General features: G+C 73.5%; 12 protein-coding genes. 8 read left to right on the top strand and 4 right to left on the bottom strand.

The window, feature by feature from the left end:
• Positions 1–40: 40 nt before the first annotated feature.
• Positions 41–1528 (bottom strand): flavin-containing monooxygenase, encoded by a 1488-nt coding sequence (locus ACFQ8T_RS16280; protein ID WP_430547525.1) that lies wholly within the window; start codon positions 1526–1528, stop codon positions 41–43.
• 144 nt (positions 1529–1672) lie between these two features.
• On the opposite strand from ACFQ8T_RS16280, the gene ligA reads away from it, so the two are divergent.
• Complete coding sequence (gene ligA, locus ACFQ8T_RS16275; RefSeq protein WP_430547524.1) at positions 1673–4066, top strand: NAD-dependent DNA ligase LigA; 2394 nt, start codon at positions 1673–1675, stop codon at positions 4064–4066.
• 22 nt (positions 4067–4088) lie between these two features.
• On the top strand, positions 4089–5201 hold the full coding sequence (locus tag ACFQ8T_RS16270; protein WP_430547523.1) for a hypothetical protein: 1113 nt from the start codon (positions 4089–4091) through the stop codon (positions 5199–5201).
• Positions 5202–5232: 31 nt separating this feature from the next.
• Here ACFQ8T_RS16270 and ACFQ8T_RS16265 read toward each other — a convergent pair whose 3' ends face one another.
• Complete coding sequence (locus tag ACFQ8T_RS16265) at positions 5233–6111, bottom strand: dihydrodipicolinate synthase family protein (protein WP_430547522.1); 879 nt, start codon at positions 6109–6111, stop codon at positions 5233–5235.
• A 25-nt stretch (positions 6112–6136) separates the two neighbouring features.
• Positions 6137–7318, bottom strand: a complete 1182-nt coding sequence (locus ACFQ8T_RS16260) for an ROK family transcriptional regulator (protein WP_430547521.1) — start codon at positions 7316–7318, stop codon at positions 6137–6139.
• Between the two features lie 77 nt (positions 7319–7395).
• On the opposite strand from ACFQ8T_RS16260, the gene ACFQ8T_RS16255 reads away from it, so the two are divergent.
• From ACFQ8T_RS16255 to ACFQ8T_RS16230, 6 genes are all read left to right on the top strand, one after another.
• Positions 7396–8949, top strand: coding sequence for a sugar ABC transporter ATP-binding protein (locus tag ACFQ8T_RS16255; protein ID WP_430547520.1), 1554 nt, complete (start codon positions 7396–7398; stop codon positions 8947–8949).
• Entirely contained in the window at positions 8946–9950 is a 1005-nt protein-coding gene (locus ACFQ8T_RS16250) for an ABC transporter permease (protein WP_430547519.1), read from the top strand. Before ACFQ8T_RS16255 ends, ACFQ8T_RS16250 begins: the two co-directional genes overlap by 4 nt.
• 103 nt (positions 9951–10053) lie before the next feature.
• Positions 10054–11115, top strand: coding sequence for a substrate-binding domain-containing protein (locus ACFQ8T_RS16245; RefSeq protein WP_430547518.1), 1062 nt, complete (start codon positions 10054–10056; stop codon positions 11113–11115).
• Positions 11116–11182: 67 nt separating this feature from the next.
• On the top strand, positions 11183–12376 hold the full coding sequence (locus tag ACFQ8T_RS16240) for a Gfo/Idh/MocA family protein (protein WP_430547517.1): 1194 nt from the start codon (positions 11183–11185) through the stop codon (positions 12374–12376).
• 58 nt (positions 12377–12434) lie between these two features.
• Positions 12435–13436, top strand: a complete 1002-nt coding sequence (locus ACFQ8T_RS16235) for a sugar phosphate isomerase/epimerase family protein (protein WP_430547516.1) — start codon at positions 12435–12437, stop codon at positions 13434–13436.
• Between the two features lie 89 nt (positions 13437–13525).
• On the top strand, positions 13526–14503 hold the full coding sequence (locus ACFQ8T_RS16230; RefSeq protein ID WP_430547515.1) for a sugar phosphate isomerase/epimerase family protein: 978 nt from the start codon (positions 13526–13528) through the stop codon (positions 14501–14503).
• Positions 14504–14578: 75 nt separating this feature from the next.
• Here the strand turns inward: ACFQ8T_RS16230 and ACFQ8T_RS16225 are convergent, their stop codons facing one another.
• Positions 14579–15187: a GNAT family N-acetyltransferase gene (locus tag ACFQ8T_RS16225; protein ID WP_430547514.1), complete on the bottom strand. Its 609-nt coding sequence runs from the start codon at positions 15185–15187 to the stop codon at positions 14579–14581.
• Between the last annotated feature and the right edge of the window lie 432 nt (positions 15188–15619).

Below are 15619 nucleotides of genomic sequence, written 5' to 3'. Positions count from 1 at the left end.
GGACCGGCGGACCCTGACGGGTCGGCCGGCCCGCCCGCGGTCAGCCGATCCGTGCGCGCAGCCGGCCGGGCAGGTGCCGGTACGCCTTGGGGTCCACCGGCAGCAGCCACTGGCCCGCGCGGGTGGCCGCGGGCAGCTGCAGGTCGAGGTCCGTCAGCATCTCGTCGATCTGGTGCAGCGAGAACGGGATGACGTTGGTGCCGCGCGCGTGCTTGCCCTCGGTGCGTTTCTCCATCCATTCCACGCGGCTCGCGACGAGCTCGCGCCGCTCCTCGACGGGCGGCACGTCGACGGCGTCGGCGAGGTGGGCCGCGGTCCACAGCGCGGCGACCTCGGCCGACAGCGGGCTGAACAGCGACGAGTTGTACCCGGCGAAGGTCAGGTGCGGCACGTCGTGCGGCAGCACCTGCCGGTAGAGCTGGAAGTTGCCGCGGTCGTCGAGCAGGCGTGCCTGCAGGTCGTCGTCGAGGAACGGCACGCGCTGGTGGAAGCCGGTGCCGCACACCACGAGGTCGGCGCGGACCGTGGTGCCGTCGTCGAGCACGGCGACGGGGGCGCCGTCGTCGTCGACGGCGAGGCGCTCGATCTCGGACTCGCGGTGCACGTCGATCCTGCCCTCGGCCACCTGCTCGAAGAAGCCGTCGGTGGCGAGCGAGACGGTGGAGCGGGCGATGTCGGCGAACTCGCCGCGCGGCACGAGCCCGAGCTTCTCGAGGTGGAACTGCCTGACGGACACCGCGCCGACGCTGGCGAGCATCGACTTCCGCACGCCGTCGCCCGGGCCGTGCAGGAACTTCTCCATGCCGCCGGACAGCGTCTCGTAGCGGAACAGGCCCTCGCCCATCCGGGTGAGCAGGAGGTACTTGTAGTTGAGCGCGTTGCCGAGCCGCTTGGGCAGCTTCCACAGCAGGTGCCGCGCGACGACCTGGGTGCTCGCGGCGACCGGGGCGATCTCGGCGGCGACGTCGCACGCGGACTTGCCGTACCCGACGACGACGACGTGCTTGCCGCGCGCGTCCTCGAGGGACGTGAGCTGGCTCGAGGCGACGACCTTGCCGCCGGCGCGCAGCAGCTGCGCGAGGCCCTCGAAGCGCGGGATCACCGGGTCGGAGAAGATGCCGTTCGCGACCACGACGTGGTCGAAGCGCTCGGGCTCGCCGACCGGCTCGCCCGCGTGGCGCGCGGTGACGAACCAGGCGTCCTCCGCGGGGGTCAGCTCGGCGCGCACCACCTCGGTCGACAGCCGGAGCGCGCCGCGCAGGTCGTGGAGGTCGACGTACCGCTCGAGGTACGCCTGCACCTGCTGGCCGCTGGGCCACTCGGGGTAGTCCTTCGGCATGGGCAGGTCGGAGAAGGCGTACGAGCCCTTGTTGTTCTGCGTGGTGAGGCCCGAGTAGCGGCGGCTCGCGCTCCACACGCCGCCGACGTCGGGGGCCTTGTCGAGCACGGTGACGTCGTGCCCGAACTCGCGGAGCACCTTGGCGCTGGCCAGGCCGGCGAAGCCGGCGCCGACGACGGCGATCTTCATGGGCGTCCTTGCTGTCGGTCGAGAGGGGGCCAAAACGCCAGAATCGTAGCGGTTCGGACAGCATCGGGACAGGCCTTCTCGCAGGTCGGGCCGCTCGAGGTGCCCGACCCGGCCGGTGTCGGCGGCACGCGGCAAGATGGGCCCGTGACGGACACCGAGAACACCCTGCTCGACGAGGCCACCGCACAGCGCCGCTGGGCCGAGCTGGTCGCCCTCGTCGAGGAGGACCAGCGCGCCTACTACGAGGACGACGCCCCGCGGGTGTCCGACGCCGAGTACGACGCGCGGATGCACGAGCTGGAGGCGATCGAGGCCGCGCACCCGGCGCTGCAGACCCCCGAGTCGCCGACGCAGCGGGTGGGCGGCGCGGCCGCCGCCGGGTTCGCGACGGTCGAGCACGTCGAGCGCATGCTCAGCCTCGACAACGTGTTCTCCGTCGACGAGCTGCGGGCGTGGGACGCCCGCGTGGCCCGCGACCTGGGCGCCGAGCACGTCGGCTACCTGTCGGAGGTGAAGATCGACGGCCTCGCGATCGCCCTGCTGTACGAGAAGGGCCGCCTGGTGCGCGCGGCGACCCGCGGCGACGGCCGCACCGGCGAGGACGTCACGCAGAACGCGCTCCGGATCGCCGACATCCCGCGACGGCTGGCGGGCGACGGCCACCCCGACCTCGTCGAGGTCCGCGGGGAGGTCTTCATCCCCGTCGCGTCGTTCGAGCGGCTGAACGCGCTGCAGGCAGAGCTCCGCGACCGCGTCGTCGCCGAGTCCCGCGCGCGGCACGACGGGCGCGCGACCTCCGCCCGCCCGTTCGACGAGGAGCGTGCCCGGGTCGCCGCCCTCCGCCGCTTCCCGCAGTTCGCCAACCCGCGCAACGCGGCGGCCGGCGGGCTGCGCCAGCTGCTCGACAAGAAGGAGGGCATGGAGCTCGAGGCCGGGGTCGCCCGCGTGGAGTCCCTGCGCCTCTACGTGCACGGGATCGGCGCCCTGCAGTGGACGGCGGGGGAGCACACCGAGCTGGCCCGGCAGTCCGAGGCGTACGAGCACTTCGCGCGGTGGGGGCTGCCGGTCTCGCCGCACAACCGCGTGGTCGAGGGGATCGACGGCGTCGTCGAGATGATCGAGTGGTTCGGCGCCCACCGCCACGACATCGAGCACGAGCTGGACGGCATCGTCGTCAAGGTCGACGCGCTGGGCGACCAGCAGCGGCTGGGCGCGACGAGCCGCGCGCCGCGGTGGGCCATCGCCTACAAGTACCCGCCGGAGGAGGTCACCACCCGCCTCGTGGCGATCCAGGTGGGCGTGGGCCGCACCGGCCGCGCGACGCCGTACGCCGTGATGGAGCCGGTCCTGGTGGCGGGGTCCACGGTGCGGCAGGCGACGCTGCACAACCAGGACGTGGTGAAGGCCAAGGGCGTGCGCATCGGCGACATGGTCGTGCTGCGCAAGGCGGGCGACGTCATCCCCGAGATCCTCGGGCCCGTCACCGCGCTGGCCGACGACGGCTACCCGCGCGAGGAGTTCGTCATGCCGGAGCGGTGCCCCGAGTGCGGCACCCCGCTGCGGGCGATGAAGGAGGGCGACGTCGACCTGCGCTGCCCGAACGCCGAGTCCTGCCCGGCGCAGGTGCGCGGGCGGGTGGAGCACATCGGCTCGCGCGGGGGCCTGGACGTCGAGGTGCTCGGCGAGGTGACGGCGTCCGCGCTCACCCAGCCCGAGGTGCCCGAGGTCCCGCCGCTGCGCACCGAGGCGGGCCTGTTCGACCTCACGCTGGACGAGCTGCTGCCCATCGAGGTCGTCGTGCGCGACGCCGAGACCGGGCTGCCCAAGATGGACGACGACGGCGTGGCCCGTCGCCGGACGCCGTTCCGGAAGAAGGTCACGTCCACCAAGGCCCGTCGAGCCGAGGCCGAGGCGGCGGGGGAGGCCCTGCCGGAGTGGGAGCCGACGGCCGCGGCCACCAAGCTCCTCGACGAGCTAGAGCTCGCCAAGACCAAGGACCTGTGGCGCATCCTCGTCAGCCTCAACATCCGGCACGTCGGGCCCGTGGCGGCCCGGGCGCTCGCGGGCTGGTTCGGCTCGCTCGACGCGGTCCGCGCGGCGTCGCGCGAGGAGCTGGCCGCCGTCGAGGGCGTGGGTCCGATCATCGCGGACGCGCTGCTGGCCTGGTTCGACGTCGAGTGGCACCGCGAGATCGTCGACCGCTGGCAGGCGGCCGGGGTGCGCACCTGGATCCCGGACCACCCGGGGCCCGAGGCGATGGCGGCACAGGCGGACGAGGGGCCGACCGGCCCGCTCGCCGGCCTGACGGTCGTGGTGACGGGCTCGCTCGAGGGGTACAGCCGCGACGGCGCCAAGGAGGCCGTCCTCGCCGCGGGCGGCAAGGCGGCGGGGTCGGTCTCGAAGAAGACGGACTACGTCGTCGTGGGCGAGAACGCCGGATCGAAGGCGGCGAAGGCGGAGGAGCTCGGCCTGCCGATCCTCGACGAGGCCGCGTTCACCCGGCTGCTCGAGGGCGGTCCCGCGGCGCTGGACGGCTGACGCCCGGGGCTACGATGCGCGGGTGCCGGACACGCTCTCCTTGAATCAGACCGCCTCGACCCTGACCCTGCGCGGCGCCCACCTCGTGGGCTCCGTGAACCTGCCCTCGGCGCGGGACACCCTGCGCACCGTCGCGACGCGGCTCGGCGCGCACGCCCGCCGCATCCCCGACGGCGAGGTGGGCGAGCGGTTCCACTGGATCCTGTTCCAGGGCACCCGGTTCGAGGCGGTCGACGGGCTGGCCCGCGTGGGTGACGCGCCCGTCGTCGTCGCCGGCTTCGACGTGCGGCCGCACGTGCTGGACGGCACGGTGCCGGCGGACGAGCTGCGGTTCGGGCCGCTGGGCTACGCGGAGGCGGCGCGCGCGTCGTACGCGGACTTCGTCGCCCTGCGCGCGGAGGGCGTGATCGCGCCCGGCACGCGGTTCCAGGTCTGCCTGCCCTCGCCGCTCGCGGCCGTGACGACCTTCGTCGCGCCGGCCGACCGCGCCGCGGTGCACCCGGTCTACGAGGCTGCCCTGGTGCGCGAGCTCGAGGAGATCCTCGCGGCGGTCCCGGCCGAGGACCTCGCCGTGCAGGTCGACCTCGCCTCCGAGTTCGCCTTCGTCGAGGGTGCGAACCTCGGCGGCGGCGCCGCGCGGGCGTGGTTCGACGCCGGCGCCGGCGGGGACGAGGGCGTCGTCGCGGGGTGCGCGACCCGCGCGGCGCGGTTCGCGGCGCACGTGCCGGACGGCGTCGAGCTCGGCTTCCACCTCTGCTACGGCGACGTGGCGGAGAAGCACTTCGTCGAGCCGGCGGACACCGGCCACCTGGTGGAGATGGCGAACGCCCTGGTCGCGGCGCTGCCGCGCCCGATCACCTGGGTGCACCTGCCCGTGCCGATCGACCGTGACGACGTCGCGTACGTCGCCGCGCTCGGCGATCTCGCGCTGGACCCGACCACCGAGCTCTACCTCGGCGTCCTGCACCACGAGGACGGCGTCGAGGGCGCCGCGCGCCGCCTCGCCGCCGCCGCGCAGGTGCTGGGTGGCCGGACCGTCGGCGTCGCGACCGAGTGCGGCTTCGGTCGCGGTCCGAGCGAGCGCACGGCGGGACTGCTGGACCTGCACGTCGCGGTGCTCGAGCGCGCGGGCTGACGTCCGTCGGCGCGGGGCACAGGCGGCGCGGTCAGGGGCGGCGCGCGACGACGTCCCGCAGCGCCGCCTCGTCCGCGGGGGTGAGCGGCACGAGCGCGTCGCGCGGCGGCGCGGTCGGCGTGCCCAGCAGGGCGGCGACGGCGTGCAGCGCCGTCACCGGCCGACCCGTCCCGGCCACGGCGTGCGCGACGCCGAGCAGCCAGGCCCGCGCGTCGTCGGCGCCCGCGCCCCCGCGGACCCGGGCCTGCCGGACGGCGACGTACTCGGCCGGGGCGAGCGCGGCGAGCCCGGTGTGCCAGGCGTCCGCGGGCTCGGCCCCGCCGACCAGCGCGGTGTCGCCGCTGAGCCCGACGGCGACCCCGGTGGCCCGGAGCTCGGGCACGCGCCCGCCGGGCCGGGACGGCAGCGAGGCCGGGTCCTTGACCGCGACCACGGAGCCGTCGTCGCGCAGCGTCGCGAGCAGGTCGGGGGAGACGTCCACCCCGAGCTGCACGGGCTTGTTGTAGAAGCACACCGGAGCGCCGGGGACCGCGGTCGCGACCCGCGCGAACAGCGCGCGCACCTCCGCGTCGTCGAGCGGCAGGTACGCGAACGGGGTCAGCACGAGCCCCGAGGCGCCGGCGTGGATTGCGGCCCGGGCCCGTGCGACGACCCGGTGCGCCGACTCCCCGGCGGTGCCCACGTGCACCGGCGCGCCGCCCGCGGCCGCCACGGCGCCCCGGACCACGGCGTCGCGCTCGTCGTCGTCGAACGAGACCCCGGAGCCGGACGTCGCCAGCACGACGACGCCGTCCGCGCCGGCGGACACGGCCGTGGCGACGAGGGCCTCCAGGCCGTCCAGGTCGATCGACCCGTCCTCGGCCAGCGGCGTGATCGGATAGGCGAGGAGGCCGGTGAACGCCGAGGTCATGCGCGGCATCGTACGGACGGCGCGCTCAGGCCGTGAGCGCGTCCACCGCCTCGGGGGACAGCGCGTGGTCGGCGGCCATCGCGGCGGCGCCGAGCACGCCGGCCTGCGCGCCGGTGCGCGCGACGGCGATGCGCAGGTGCTGGGTGGCCAGCGGCAGGGACCGCCGGTAGACCACCTCGCGGATCCCGGCGAGCAGGTGCTCGCCCGCCTCGGCGAGGATGCCGCCGAGCACGATGACGGACGGGTTGAGCAGGCTGACGGTCGCGGCCAGGACGCTGCCGATCTCGCGACCGGCCTGGCGCACCGCGCGGCCTGCGGTGACGTCGCCGCCGCGGACCAGCGCGACGACGTCCGAGGGCCCGGACACGTCCAGGCCCTCGGCGCGGAGCCGGACCGCGAGGGCCTGCGCGCTCGCGATCGCCTCGAGGCAGCCGACGTTGCCGCAGCGGCAGACGATGTCCTCCGCCCCGGGCACGGCGATGTGCCCGACGTCGCCCGCGGCGCCCTGCGCGCCGCGTCGCAGCGCGCCGTCGGCGATGATGCCCGCGCCGATGCCGGTGGCGACCTTGACGAGGATGAGGTCGGGGACGTCGGGCCAGGCGATGCGGTGCTCGCCGAGCGCCATGATGTTCACGTCGTTGTCGACGAGCGCCGGCGCGTCGAAGTGGCCGCGGAGGATGCCGGGCACGTCCGCGTCGTCCCAGCCGGGCATGATCGGCGGGTTGTTCGGGTGCCCGGTCGCGTGCTCGACGGGGCCGGGCAGGCCGACGCCCACGCCGGCGAGGTCGCCCAGCGAGCGGCCCGCGGTCTCGAGCAGCTTGCGCCCGGTGTCCGCGACCCAGCCGAGCACGGGCTCCGGCCCGTCGGCGATCGCGAGGGGCGCGTCGAGCTCGGCGAGCACGGTGGACGCGAGGTCGGTCACGGCGAGCCGGGCGTGGGTGGCGCCGAGGTCGACGCCCAGCACCACCTGCGACGACGGGTTGAACGCGAAGGTGGCGGGCGGGCGTCCCCCGGTCGAGGTGGCCTCGCCGGCGGGGGCGATGAGGCCCGCCGCCATGAGGGCGTCGATCCGCCCGGCGACGGTGGACCGGGCCTGCCCGGTGAGGGTCGCGAGCTCGGCTCGGGTGCGGGCCCGGCCGTCGCGCAGGAGCTGGAACATCTCGCCGGCCCCGGGGGTGCGAGGCCCGATCGCTGCGCCTTCCGTCATGACCGTAGTCAATCACGATCGAATAACACCCGTCTTTTGCTTGACGATCGACAGAAGTGCGTCCTAGGTTCGGACGCATGGTCGACGTGGACCGCGACGACGCGGCACCGCCGGAGGGCAGCGACGCCCCCGCCCCTCTGCTGCGCATGGAGGGCATCGTCAAGCACTTCCCGGGCGCCAAGGCGCTCGACGGGGTGGACCTCGACGTGCTGCCGGGCGAGGTGCACTGCCTGCTCGGCCAGAACGGCGCCGGGAAGTCCACGCTCATCAAGGTCCTCGCGGGGGCGCACCAGCCCACCGCCGGCCGGATCGTGCTGGACGGCGAGGAGGTCGTGATCCCGCACCCGGTCGCGGCCCTGCAGCGCGGGGTCGCGACGATCTACCAGGAGCTCGACGTCGTCGACGGGCTGACCGTCGCGGAGAACGTGTTCCTCGGCCACGAGCTCGACCGCGGCGGGTTCACCCAGCGGCGCGAGGTCGCGGCCCGCACGCGCGAGCTGCTGGCGCGGCTCGGCCACCCCGAGATCGCGCCCCACCGCGAGGTCGGCCAGCTCTCGGCCGCGGGCAAGCAGGTCGTGTCCATGGCGCGCGCCCTGTCCCACGACGCGCGCGTCATCGTCATGGACGAGCCGTCCGCCGTGCTCGACGCCGGGGAGGTGCGCAACCTCTTCCGCGTGGTCCGCGCGCTCACGGAGCAGGGCGTCGCGGTCGTGTACATCTCCCACCGCCTGGAGGAGATCCGCGAGATCGGCGACCGCATCACGGTCCTCAAGAACGGGCGCACGGTGGGCCGCGACCTCCCGGCGGCCACCACGCCCACCACGGAGCTCATCCGCCTCATGACCGGGCGCAACGTCGAGTACGCGTTCCCGGAGCGCCCCGGCGTCCCCGACGGGGCCCCGGTGGTGCTCGACGTCGAGGGGCTCGGTCTCGGGGGCACGTTCGACGACGTCTCGTTCCAGGTCCGGGCGGGGGAGATCGTGGGGCTGGCCGGCCTCGTGGGCGCGGGACGGTCGGAGATCCTCGAGACGCTCTACGGCGCGCGGCGGCGGACGGCGGGCAGTGTGGCGGTGAACGGCCGCACCCTGCGCGCAGGGTCGGTCGACGCCGCGGTGGCAGCCGGCATCGGGCTGTGCCCCGAGGAGCGCAAGAGCCAGGGCCTCGTCCTCGACGAGCCCGTCTACCGGAACGTCACCCTCTCCACGTTCGCCCGGTTCGCCCGCGGCGGCTGGCTCGACGAGCGCGCCGAGCGCGCGGCGGCGCGCGAGCAGGTCGCTGCCCTCGACCTGCGGCCCACGGACGTCGACCGCGCGGCCCGCACCCTGTCGGGCGGCAACCAGCAGAAGGCGCTGCTCGGCCGGTGGCTCGTCCACGGCTGCGACGTGCTGCTGCTCGACGAGCCCACCCGCGGCGTCGACGTCGGCGCGCGGTCGGAGCTCTACTCCCTCGTGCGCCGGCTCGCCGACGCCGGGACGGCGGTGGTCGTCGTCTCCAGCGAGATCCCCGAGGTCCTCGGCCTCGCCGACCACGTGCTCGTGGTCTCCGAAGGGCGCGTCGTGCACCGGGCACCCGCGCAGGACATCGACGAGCACGGCGTGCTCGACCTCGTCATGGAAGGAACCACCGCATGAGCACCCAGGTGGAGTCGCCGTCCGCCGGCACGTCGCGGCCCTCGTGGCTGTCGGGCCCGGCAGGCCGCACGATCGGGCTCGTCGTGGCCCTGGTCCTCGTCGCCGTGGTCGGCGTGATCACGGGCGGCGAGCGTTTCGCCAGCCTCGACAACGTCATGACCATCCTCCGGCTGGCATCGGTCACCGGGGTCCTCGCCATCGGGATGACCTTCGTCATCACGGCCGGGGGGATCGACCTCTCGGTGGGGTCCCTGACCGGGCTCGCCTCGGTGTGGGCCAGCACCCTCGCCACGCAGACGATGGCCGAGGACGTGCACTGGACCGTCATGGTGCTCACGGCGCTCGCGGTCGGCACCGCGGCGGGCGTCGTCAACGGCCTGATCATCGCGTACGGCAAGGTCGTGTCGTTCATCGCGACGCTGGCGATGATGATCGCCGCCCGTGGCCTCGCGGAGATGATCTCGGGACGCCAGACCCAGGTCGTCAGCGTGGACGGGTTCCTGGACTTCTTCCGCGCCGACGTCATCGGCGTGCCGGTGCTCGTGTGGATCTTCGCGGTGGTCGCCGTCGCCGGGTGGTTCCTGTTCAACCGGACCACCTTCGGACGGCGCACGGTGGCCGTGGGCGGCAACCTCGAGGCGTCGCGGCTCGCGGGCATCAAGGTGCAGCGCCACCTGCTGTACGTCTACGCGCTGTCCGGGCTGACCGCCGGCATCGCGGGCGTGATGATGCTGGGCCGCACCACGGCGGGCACCTCCACGAACGGCCTGTACTACGAGCTCGAGGTGATCGCGGCCGTGGTCGTCGGCGGCACGCTGCTCATCGGCGGTCGCGGCACGATCGTCGGCACCGTGATCGGCGTCCTCATCTTCGCGATGCTGACCAACGTCTTCACGATCAACAACCTGTCGATCTCGGCCCAGAACGTCGCCAAGGGCGCGATCATCGTCGTCGCCGTGCTGCTCCAGCAGCGCTTCGCCCGGCGTTCCGCGTCCACCTGACGCGCCGCCGCTCTGTCCCTCCCCGCACGTCCCTGCAGCACCCAGCACCATCCCGCACCGGGCCACCCGCCCGGGTCGGCCGGACCGAATCGAGGATGATCACATGTCCGCACGCACCCTGCTCAACAGTCCCGCCCGGCGCAGCGCCGCGGTGGCCGCGGTGGCCGTGTCCGCCGTCCTGCTCACCGCCGGCTGCACCAGCAACGAGCCGCCCGAGGACGAGAGCTCGGCGGCGCCGCAGGTCGCGGCCGAGGGCAACGACGAGCCGGGCGACACGGTCGTCATCGGCTTCTCGGCCCCCGCCGCCGACCACGGCTGGATGGGCGCCATCACCAAGTCGGCGGTCGACACCGCCGAGCAGTACTCGGACGTCGAGCTCCGGCAGGCCGAGGCGACGAACGACGTCAACGTCCAGATCAGCCAGATCGAGCAGTTCATCAACGACAAGGTCGACGCCATCGTGCTGCTGCCGTTCGACGGCGCCGCCCTCACGGAGGTCGCGACCAAGGCGATGGAGGCGGGGATCCCGGTCATCAACGTCGACCGCGAGTTCTCCAGCCCGTTCGCCGCGCGCGCCACGGTGCTCGGCGACAACTACGGCATGGGCGTGAGCGCCGGCACCTACATCTGCGAGCAGCTCGGCGACAACCCGGACGCGGTCGTCGCGGAGATCCAGGGCATCGAGTCGCTGCCGCTCACCCAGGACCGCAGCAAGGGCTTCGAGGACGCGCTGTCCGACTGCGGGCTCGACGTCGACCGCCGGGTCGCGGCGGACTTCACGGTCCAGGGCGGGGAGACGGCGACGTCGAACCTGCTGCAGGCGGAGTCTCAGATCGACGCCATCTGGAACCACGACGACGACCAGGGCGTCGGCGTCCTCGCCGCGATCGAGAACGCCGGCCGCGACGAGTTCTTCATGGTCGGCGGCGCCGGCTCCCTCGACGTCATGGAGCACATCCAGGCGGACGACTCGGTGCTGAAGGCGACCGTCGTCTACCCGTCGACGCAGGCGGCCGACGGCATCAAGCTGGCCCGCCTGGTGGTGCACAACAAGAACATGGGAGACCTGGTCTCGGCCGGGGTCCCGCGCACCACCCAGCTGTACGCCCCGGTGGTCACGGCGGACAACGTCGACCAGTACATGTCCATCGGGTTCCGGTCCTGAGGTCGGGCCGGTCCCGCAGAGCACGCACGGAAGCACGACAGACGCACGAGGAAACGGAGGTCGCTCGATGAGCGAGCACGCCACGGCAGGGGGCACGCCGACGCTGGGCGTCGGGATGGTCGGGTACGCGTTCATGGGGGCCGCGCACTCGCACGCGTGGCGGACGGCGCCGCGGTTCTTCGACCTCCCGCTCGCCCCGCGGATGCGGGTCGTGGCGGGCCGCAGCGCCGACGGGGTGCGGGCGGCCGCCGACCGGCTCGGCTGGGACGACGCCGTCACCGACTGGCGCGAGCTCCTGACGCGCGACGACGTCGACCTCGTCGACGTGTGCACGCCGGGCGACACGCACGCCGAGATCGCCGTCGCGGCGCTCGAGGCGGGCAAGCACGTGCTGTGCGAGAAGCCGCTCGCCAACTCGGTGGCCGAGGCGGAGGAGATGGTCCGGGCGGCCGACGCCGCGGCCGCGCGCGGGGTGTACGCGGCGGTGGGGTTCACCTACCGCCGCGTCCCGGCGATCCAGCTCGCGCGACGCCTGGTCGAGCAGGGGCGGATCGGCGAGGTGCGGCAGGTGCGCGCGCAGTACCTGCAGGACTGGCTGTCCGACCCGGCCACGCCGCTGTCGTGGCGGCTCGACAAGGCGAAGGCCGGCTCCGGGGCGCTCGGCGACATCGGCGCGCACGTCGTCGACCTGGCGCAGTTCGTCACGGGGGAGCGGCTGGTCGGCGTGGCGGGCATGCTCGAGACGTTCGTGCGCGAGCGGCCGGTCCCGGCGTCGTTCTCCGGCCTCTCCGGGGAGGCGGGCGAGGGCACCGGCCCCGTCACCGTCGACGACGCGGCGATCTTCTTCGGGCGGCTGTCGGGCGGCGGGACGGCGACCTTCGAGGCCACGAGGTACGCGTGGGGCCGCAAGAACGCCATCCGGCTCGAGGTCAGCGGCACCCGTGGCTCGCTCGCCTTCGACTTCGAGGACATGAACCTCCTGCACTACTTCGACGCGGAGGACGACGCGGAGGTGGCGGGCTTCCGTCGCATCGTCGTCACCGAGCCGGAGCACCCCTACGGCGGGCACTGGTGGCCCGCCGGGCACGGGCTCGGCTACGAGCACGCGTTCACCCACCAGGTCGTCGACCTCGTCGAGGACCTGGCGGCCGGGAAGCAGCCGACGCCGTCGTTCGCCGACGGCCTCGCCGTGCAGCGCGTGCTCGACGCCGTCGAGCGCAGCTCCGACGCGGGCCACACCTGGGTCGACCTGCCCGGCTGACCACGTCCCGCCCGACGCCTCCACCCGCACCGCCGATCTCGACGAGGAGAACCGCACCATGGCACGACCGATCACCCTGTTCACGGGCCAGTGGGCCGACCTGCCCCTGGAGGAGGTGGCCCGGCTCGCCTCGGGCTGGGGCTACGACGGCCTCGAGCTCGCCTGCTGGGGCGACCACCTGGACCCGTGGCGGTGGGACGACGACGCGTACGTGCAGTCCCGCCTCGACCTGCTGGAGCGGTACGGGCTGAAGGTGTACGCCATCTCCAACCACCTCAAGGGTCAGGCCGTCTGCGACGACCCGATCGACGAGCGGCACCGCGACATCCTGCCGGACGTCGTGTGGGGCGACGGCGACCCGGAGGGGGTGCGGCAGCGCGCGGCGGAGGAGATGAAGCACACCGCGCGCCTGGCGGCGCGGCTCGGCGTGGACACCGTCGTCGGCTTCACGGGGTCGTCGATCTGGAAGTACGTGGCGATGTTCCCGCCGGCCACGGAGGCGATGGTCGAGGCGGGCTACCAGGACTTCGCCGACCGGTGGAACCCGATCCTCGACGTCTTCGACGAGGTGGGCGTGCGGTTCGCGCACGAGGTGCACCCGAGCGAGATCGCGTACGACTACTGGACCACCGTGCGCACGCTGGAGGCGATCGGGCACCGGGAGGCGTTCGGCCTCAACTGGGACCCGTCGCACATGGTGTGGCAGGACCTCGACCCGGTGAGCTTCCTCTGGGACTTCAAGGACCGGATCTACCACGTGGACTGCAAGGACACGAAGAAGCGGATGGGCAACGGCCGCAACGGCCGCCTGTCGTCCCACCTGCCGTGGGCGGACCCGCGGCGCGGGTGGGACTTCATCTCCACGGGGCACGGCGACGTCCCGTGGGAGGACGCGTTCCGGATGCTCAACACGATCGGGTACGCGGGGCCGATCTCGATCGAGTGGGAGGACGCCGGCATGGACCGTCTGGTCGGCGCCCCCGAGGCCCTGGAGCTGGTGCGTCGGCTCGCGTTCGACGCCCCGGAGGCCGCCTTCGACGCGGCGTTCTCGCAGCGCTGAGACCGACCTCCCGCAGCTCGTGACAGCTCGCGACAGCTCGCGACAGCGTGGCGCCGGGTGGTCCGGCGTCCTGATCGAAGGGGATCAGCATGACCAGTCGTACCGAGCTCGACCGCCGGACGTTCCTGCGTCTGGCGGGCTCCACCGTCGCGGTGGGTGCCGCGACCGTCACGTCCGTGGGCCTGGGCGGGGCGACGGCCTCGTCGGCGCTCGCGGCCGGCGGGGGACGCCGGCTCGTCCCGCCGGGCAAGCTGGGCATCCAGCTGTACTCGATCCGGGACAAGGTCAACGCGCTCGGGTTCCGGGTGGTCTTCGAGCGGCTCTCGACGCTCGGCTACCGGGAGGTGGAGTTCGCCGGGTACACGCAGGGCGCGGTCGGGGCGATCACGCCGGCCGAGATCCGCACGCTGCTGGACGACAACGGCCTCGTCGCCGTGGGGTCGCACCGGGGGATCGCCGACTATGCCCGGAACCTGGAGGCCGAGCTCGACATCGCCGAGACCCTCGGCATGGGGCACGTCGGCACGGCGAACGCGCCGACGAACGACCGCACCGTGGGCGGCTACCTCGAGGCCGCGGAGCAGTTCAACGGGTTCGGCGCGGCGGCCGCGGCGCGCGGGCTGAAGTTCTACCAGCACAACCACCAGCACGAGTTCGGCTTCGCGACGGACGACCCGGCGACACGGCTGTACGACGTCTTCCTGGAGAACACGGATCCGGCGGTCGTCTTCCTCGAGATGGACGTGTTCTGGGCGTTCGTCGGCCGGCACCTCTACCCGGGGTTCGAGCCGGTGGAGTACGTGCTGGACCACCGGGACCGCTACCCGCTGTTCCACCTCAAGGACGGGCGCGTGAACCCGCAGTCGTCCAACGGCTACGACATCGTCGAGTTCGGGGTGGGCGACCTCGACTACCAGGCGTTCCTCGGCGCGCTGAACGGGTCCGGGCGCCAGCACGGCATCTGGGAGCAGGACAACGCGTCGACGGTCGCCGAGCCGCCGTTCCCCGTCGACTCCTTCGCCAACGCGGAGCGCAGCGCCGACGCGATCCTCGCGCTGCGGGGCTGAACGGCAGGATCGACGACGGCGTGAGCGACGACGGCGGGCGGGCGACGCGTGTCGCCCGCCCGCCGTCGCGCGCGGTCAGGCCGGTCGACGGATCATGACGACGTCGTCGTGCCGCACGCCACCGACGTCGTAGGTCCGCGTCCCGGCGACCTCGAAGCCGTGCTTGCGGTAGAAGGACTGCGCCCGGGCGTTCTGCGCGTTGGTGCCCAGCCACAGGGGCGCGTCGCCGCCGAGCTCCGCGGCTGCCGATACGGCTGCGTCGAGGAGCCGCGCCGCGACCCCTCCGCCGAGCGCGTCCGGGTGCACGTAGATCTTGGAGAGCTCGACGTACGGCGCGGGCCCGACGACGGAGCGGAGCACGCGCTGCTCGTCGTCGCCGGAGGCCTCGCCGAAGGACACGAGCGCGTAGCCGAGGGGAGCCGTCGGACCGTCGGCGTGGGGGTCGAGCTCCTCGTCGACGGCGACCAGGAGAGCGTGCGTGTCGGACCGGACCCAGCCGCGCACGGCGGACGGGGAGAGGTGGGTGGCCACGTGCGCGGCCATCGTGGCGACAGAGGTCCCGGGCGGGCACGCCAGCGGGAACGTGAGCGCGGCGAGCCACGCGACGTGCGCGCTCTCGTCGGCACGGGCGGGCCGGACGGCGACGGACACCGGGGGCTGAGGGGCGGTCTGCGGGGTGCTCACGGCACGATTCTGGACCCGGTCCGGAGCCCCCGTCCGAGGGCGGGGAGGGGTGTGCCCCGCGTCACCGCGGACGGAGTTGGCCGGGCGCTCCGGAGCGTGTAATGTTCTACGACGTCAGCCCGACAGGGAGACGGACACCAGGGAGCACGATCCGGGAGACCGGAGCTCAGGTGGCCGACCGGGGCTGGAACTCACACCGAGGATCAGGTCGCATTCGTGCGCCCGAGCACCGGTGTGGGGGCTTTCCGACGATGTCGGGCAGTTCGATCGGCTGGAAACAGGCGGTCGGAACGGCCGAAAAAGTCTGGTAAGTTTGAGGGGTTGCCCCGGCGGGGTTGGAGCCGAGAGTGGTTCTGGTTCTGCGGTGTGCGTCGGTTGTTTGAGAACTCAACAGTGTGTTTGATAGTCAATGCCAAATTTTTGAACCCTTTG

The organism is Isoptericola sp. NPDC056618 (assembly GCF_042792715.1).
GTDB lineage: Bacteria > Actinomycetota > Actinomycetes > Actinomycetales > Cellulomonadaceae > Isoptericola > Isoptericola nanjingensis.
The sequence above is the reverse complement of the archived record's forward strand: the minus strand, read 5'-3'. Positions and strand labels throughout refer to the sequence as shown.

What these genes read in the sequence shown, in the direction of transcription:
- ACFQ8T_RS16250 (WP_430547519.1), top strand. Translation starts at nt 8,946, where the DNA reads ATGAGCACCCAGGTGGAGTCGCCGTCCGCCGGCACGTCGCGGCCCTCG.
- ACFQ8T_RS16230 (WP_430547515.1), top strand. Translation starts at nt 13,526, where the DNA reads ATGACCAGTCGTACCGAGCTCGACCGCCGGACGTTCCTGCGTCTGGCG.
- ACFQ8T_RS16240 (WP_430547517.1), top strand. Translation starts at nt 11,183, where the DNA reads ATGAGCGAGCACGCCACGGCAGGGGGCACGCCGACGCTGGGCGTCGGG.
- ACFQ8T_RS16260 (WP_430547521.1), bottom strand. Translation starts at nt 7,318, where the DNA reads ATGACGGAAGGCGCAGCGATCGGGCCTCGCACCCCCGGGGCCGGCGAG.
- ACFQ8T_RS16265 (WP_430547522.1), bottom strand. Translation starts at nt 6,111, where the DNA reads ATGACCTCGGCGTTCACCGGCCTCCTCGCCTATCCGATCACGCCGCTG.
- ACFQ8T_RS16245 (WP_430547518.1), top strand. Translation starts at nt 10,054, where the DNA reads ATGTCCGCACGCACCCTGCTCAACAGTCCCGCCCGGCGCAGCGCCGCG.
- ACFQ8T_RS16280 (WP_430547525.1), bottom strand. Translation starts at nt 1,528, where the DNA reads ATGAAGATCGCCGTCGTCGGCGCCGGCTTCGCCGGCCTGGCCAGCGCC.
- ACFQ8T_RS16255 (WP_430547520.1), top strand. Translation starts at nt 7,396, where the DNA reads ATGGTCGACGTGGACCGCGACGACGCGGCACCGCCGGAGGGCAGCGAC.
- ACFQ8T_RS16235 (WP_430547516.1), top strand. Translation starts at nt 12,435, where the DNA reads ATGGCACGACCGATCACCCTGTTCACGGGCCAGTGGGCCGACCTGCCC.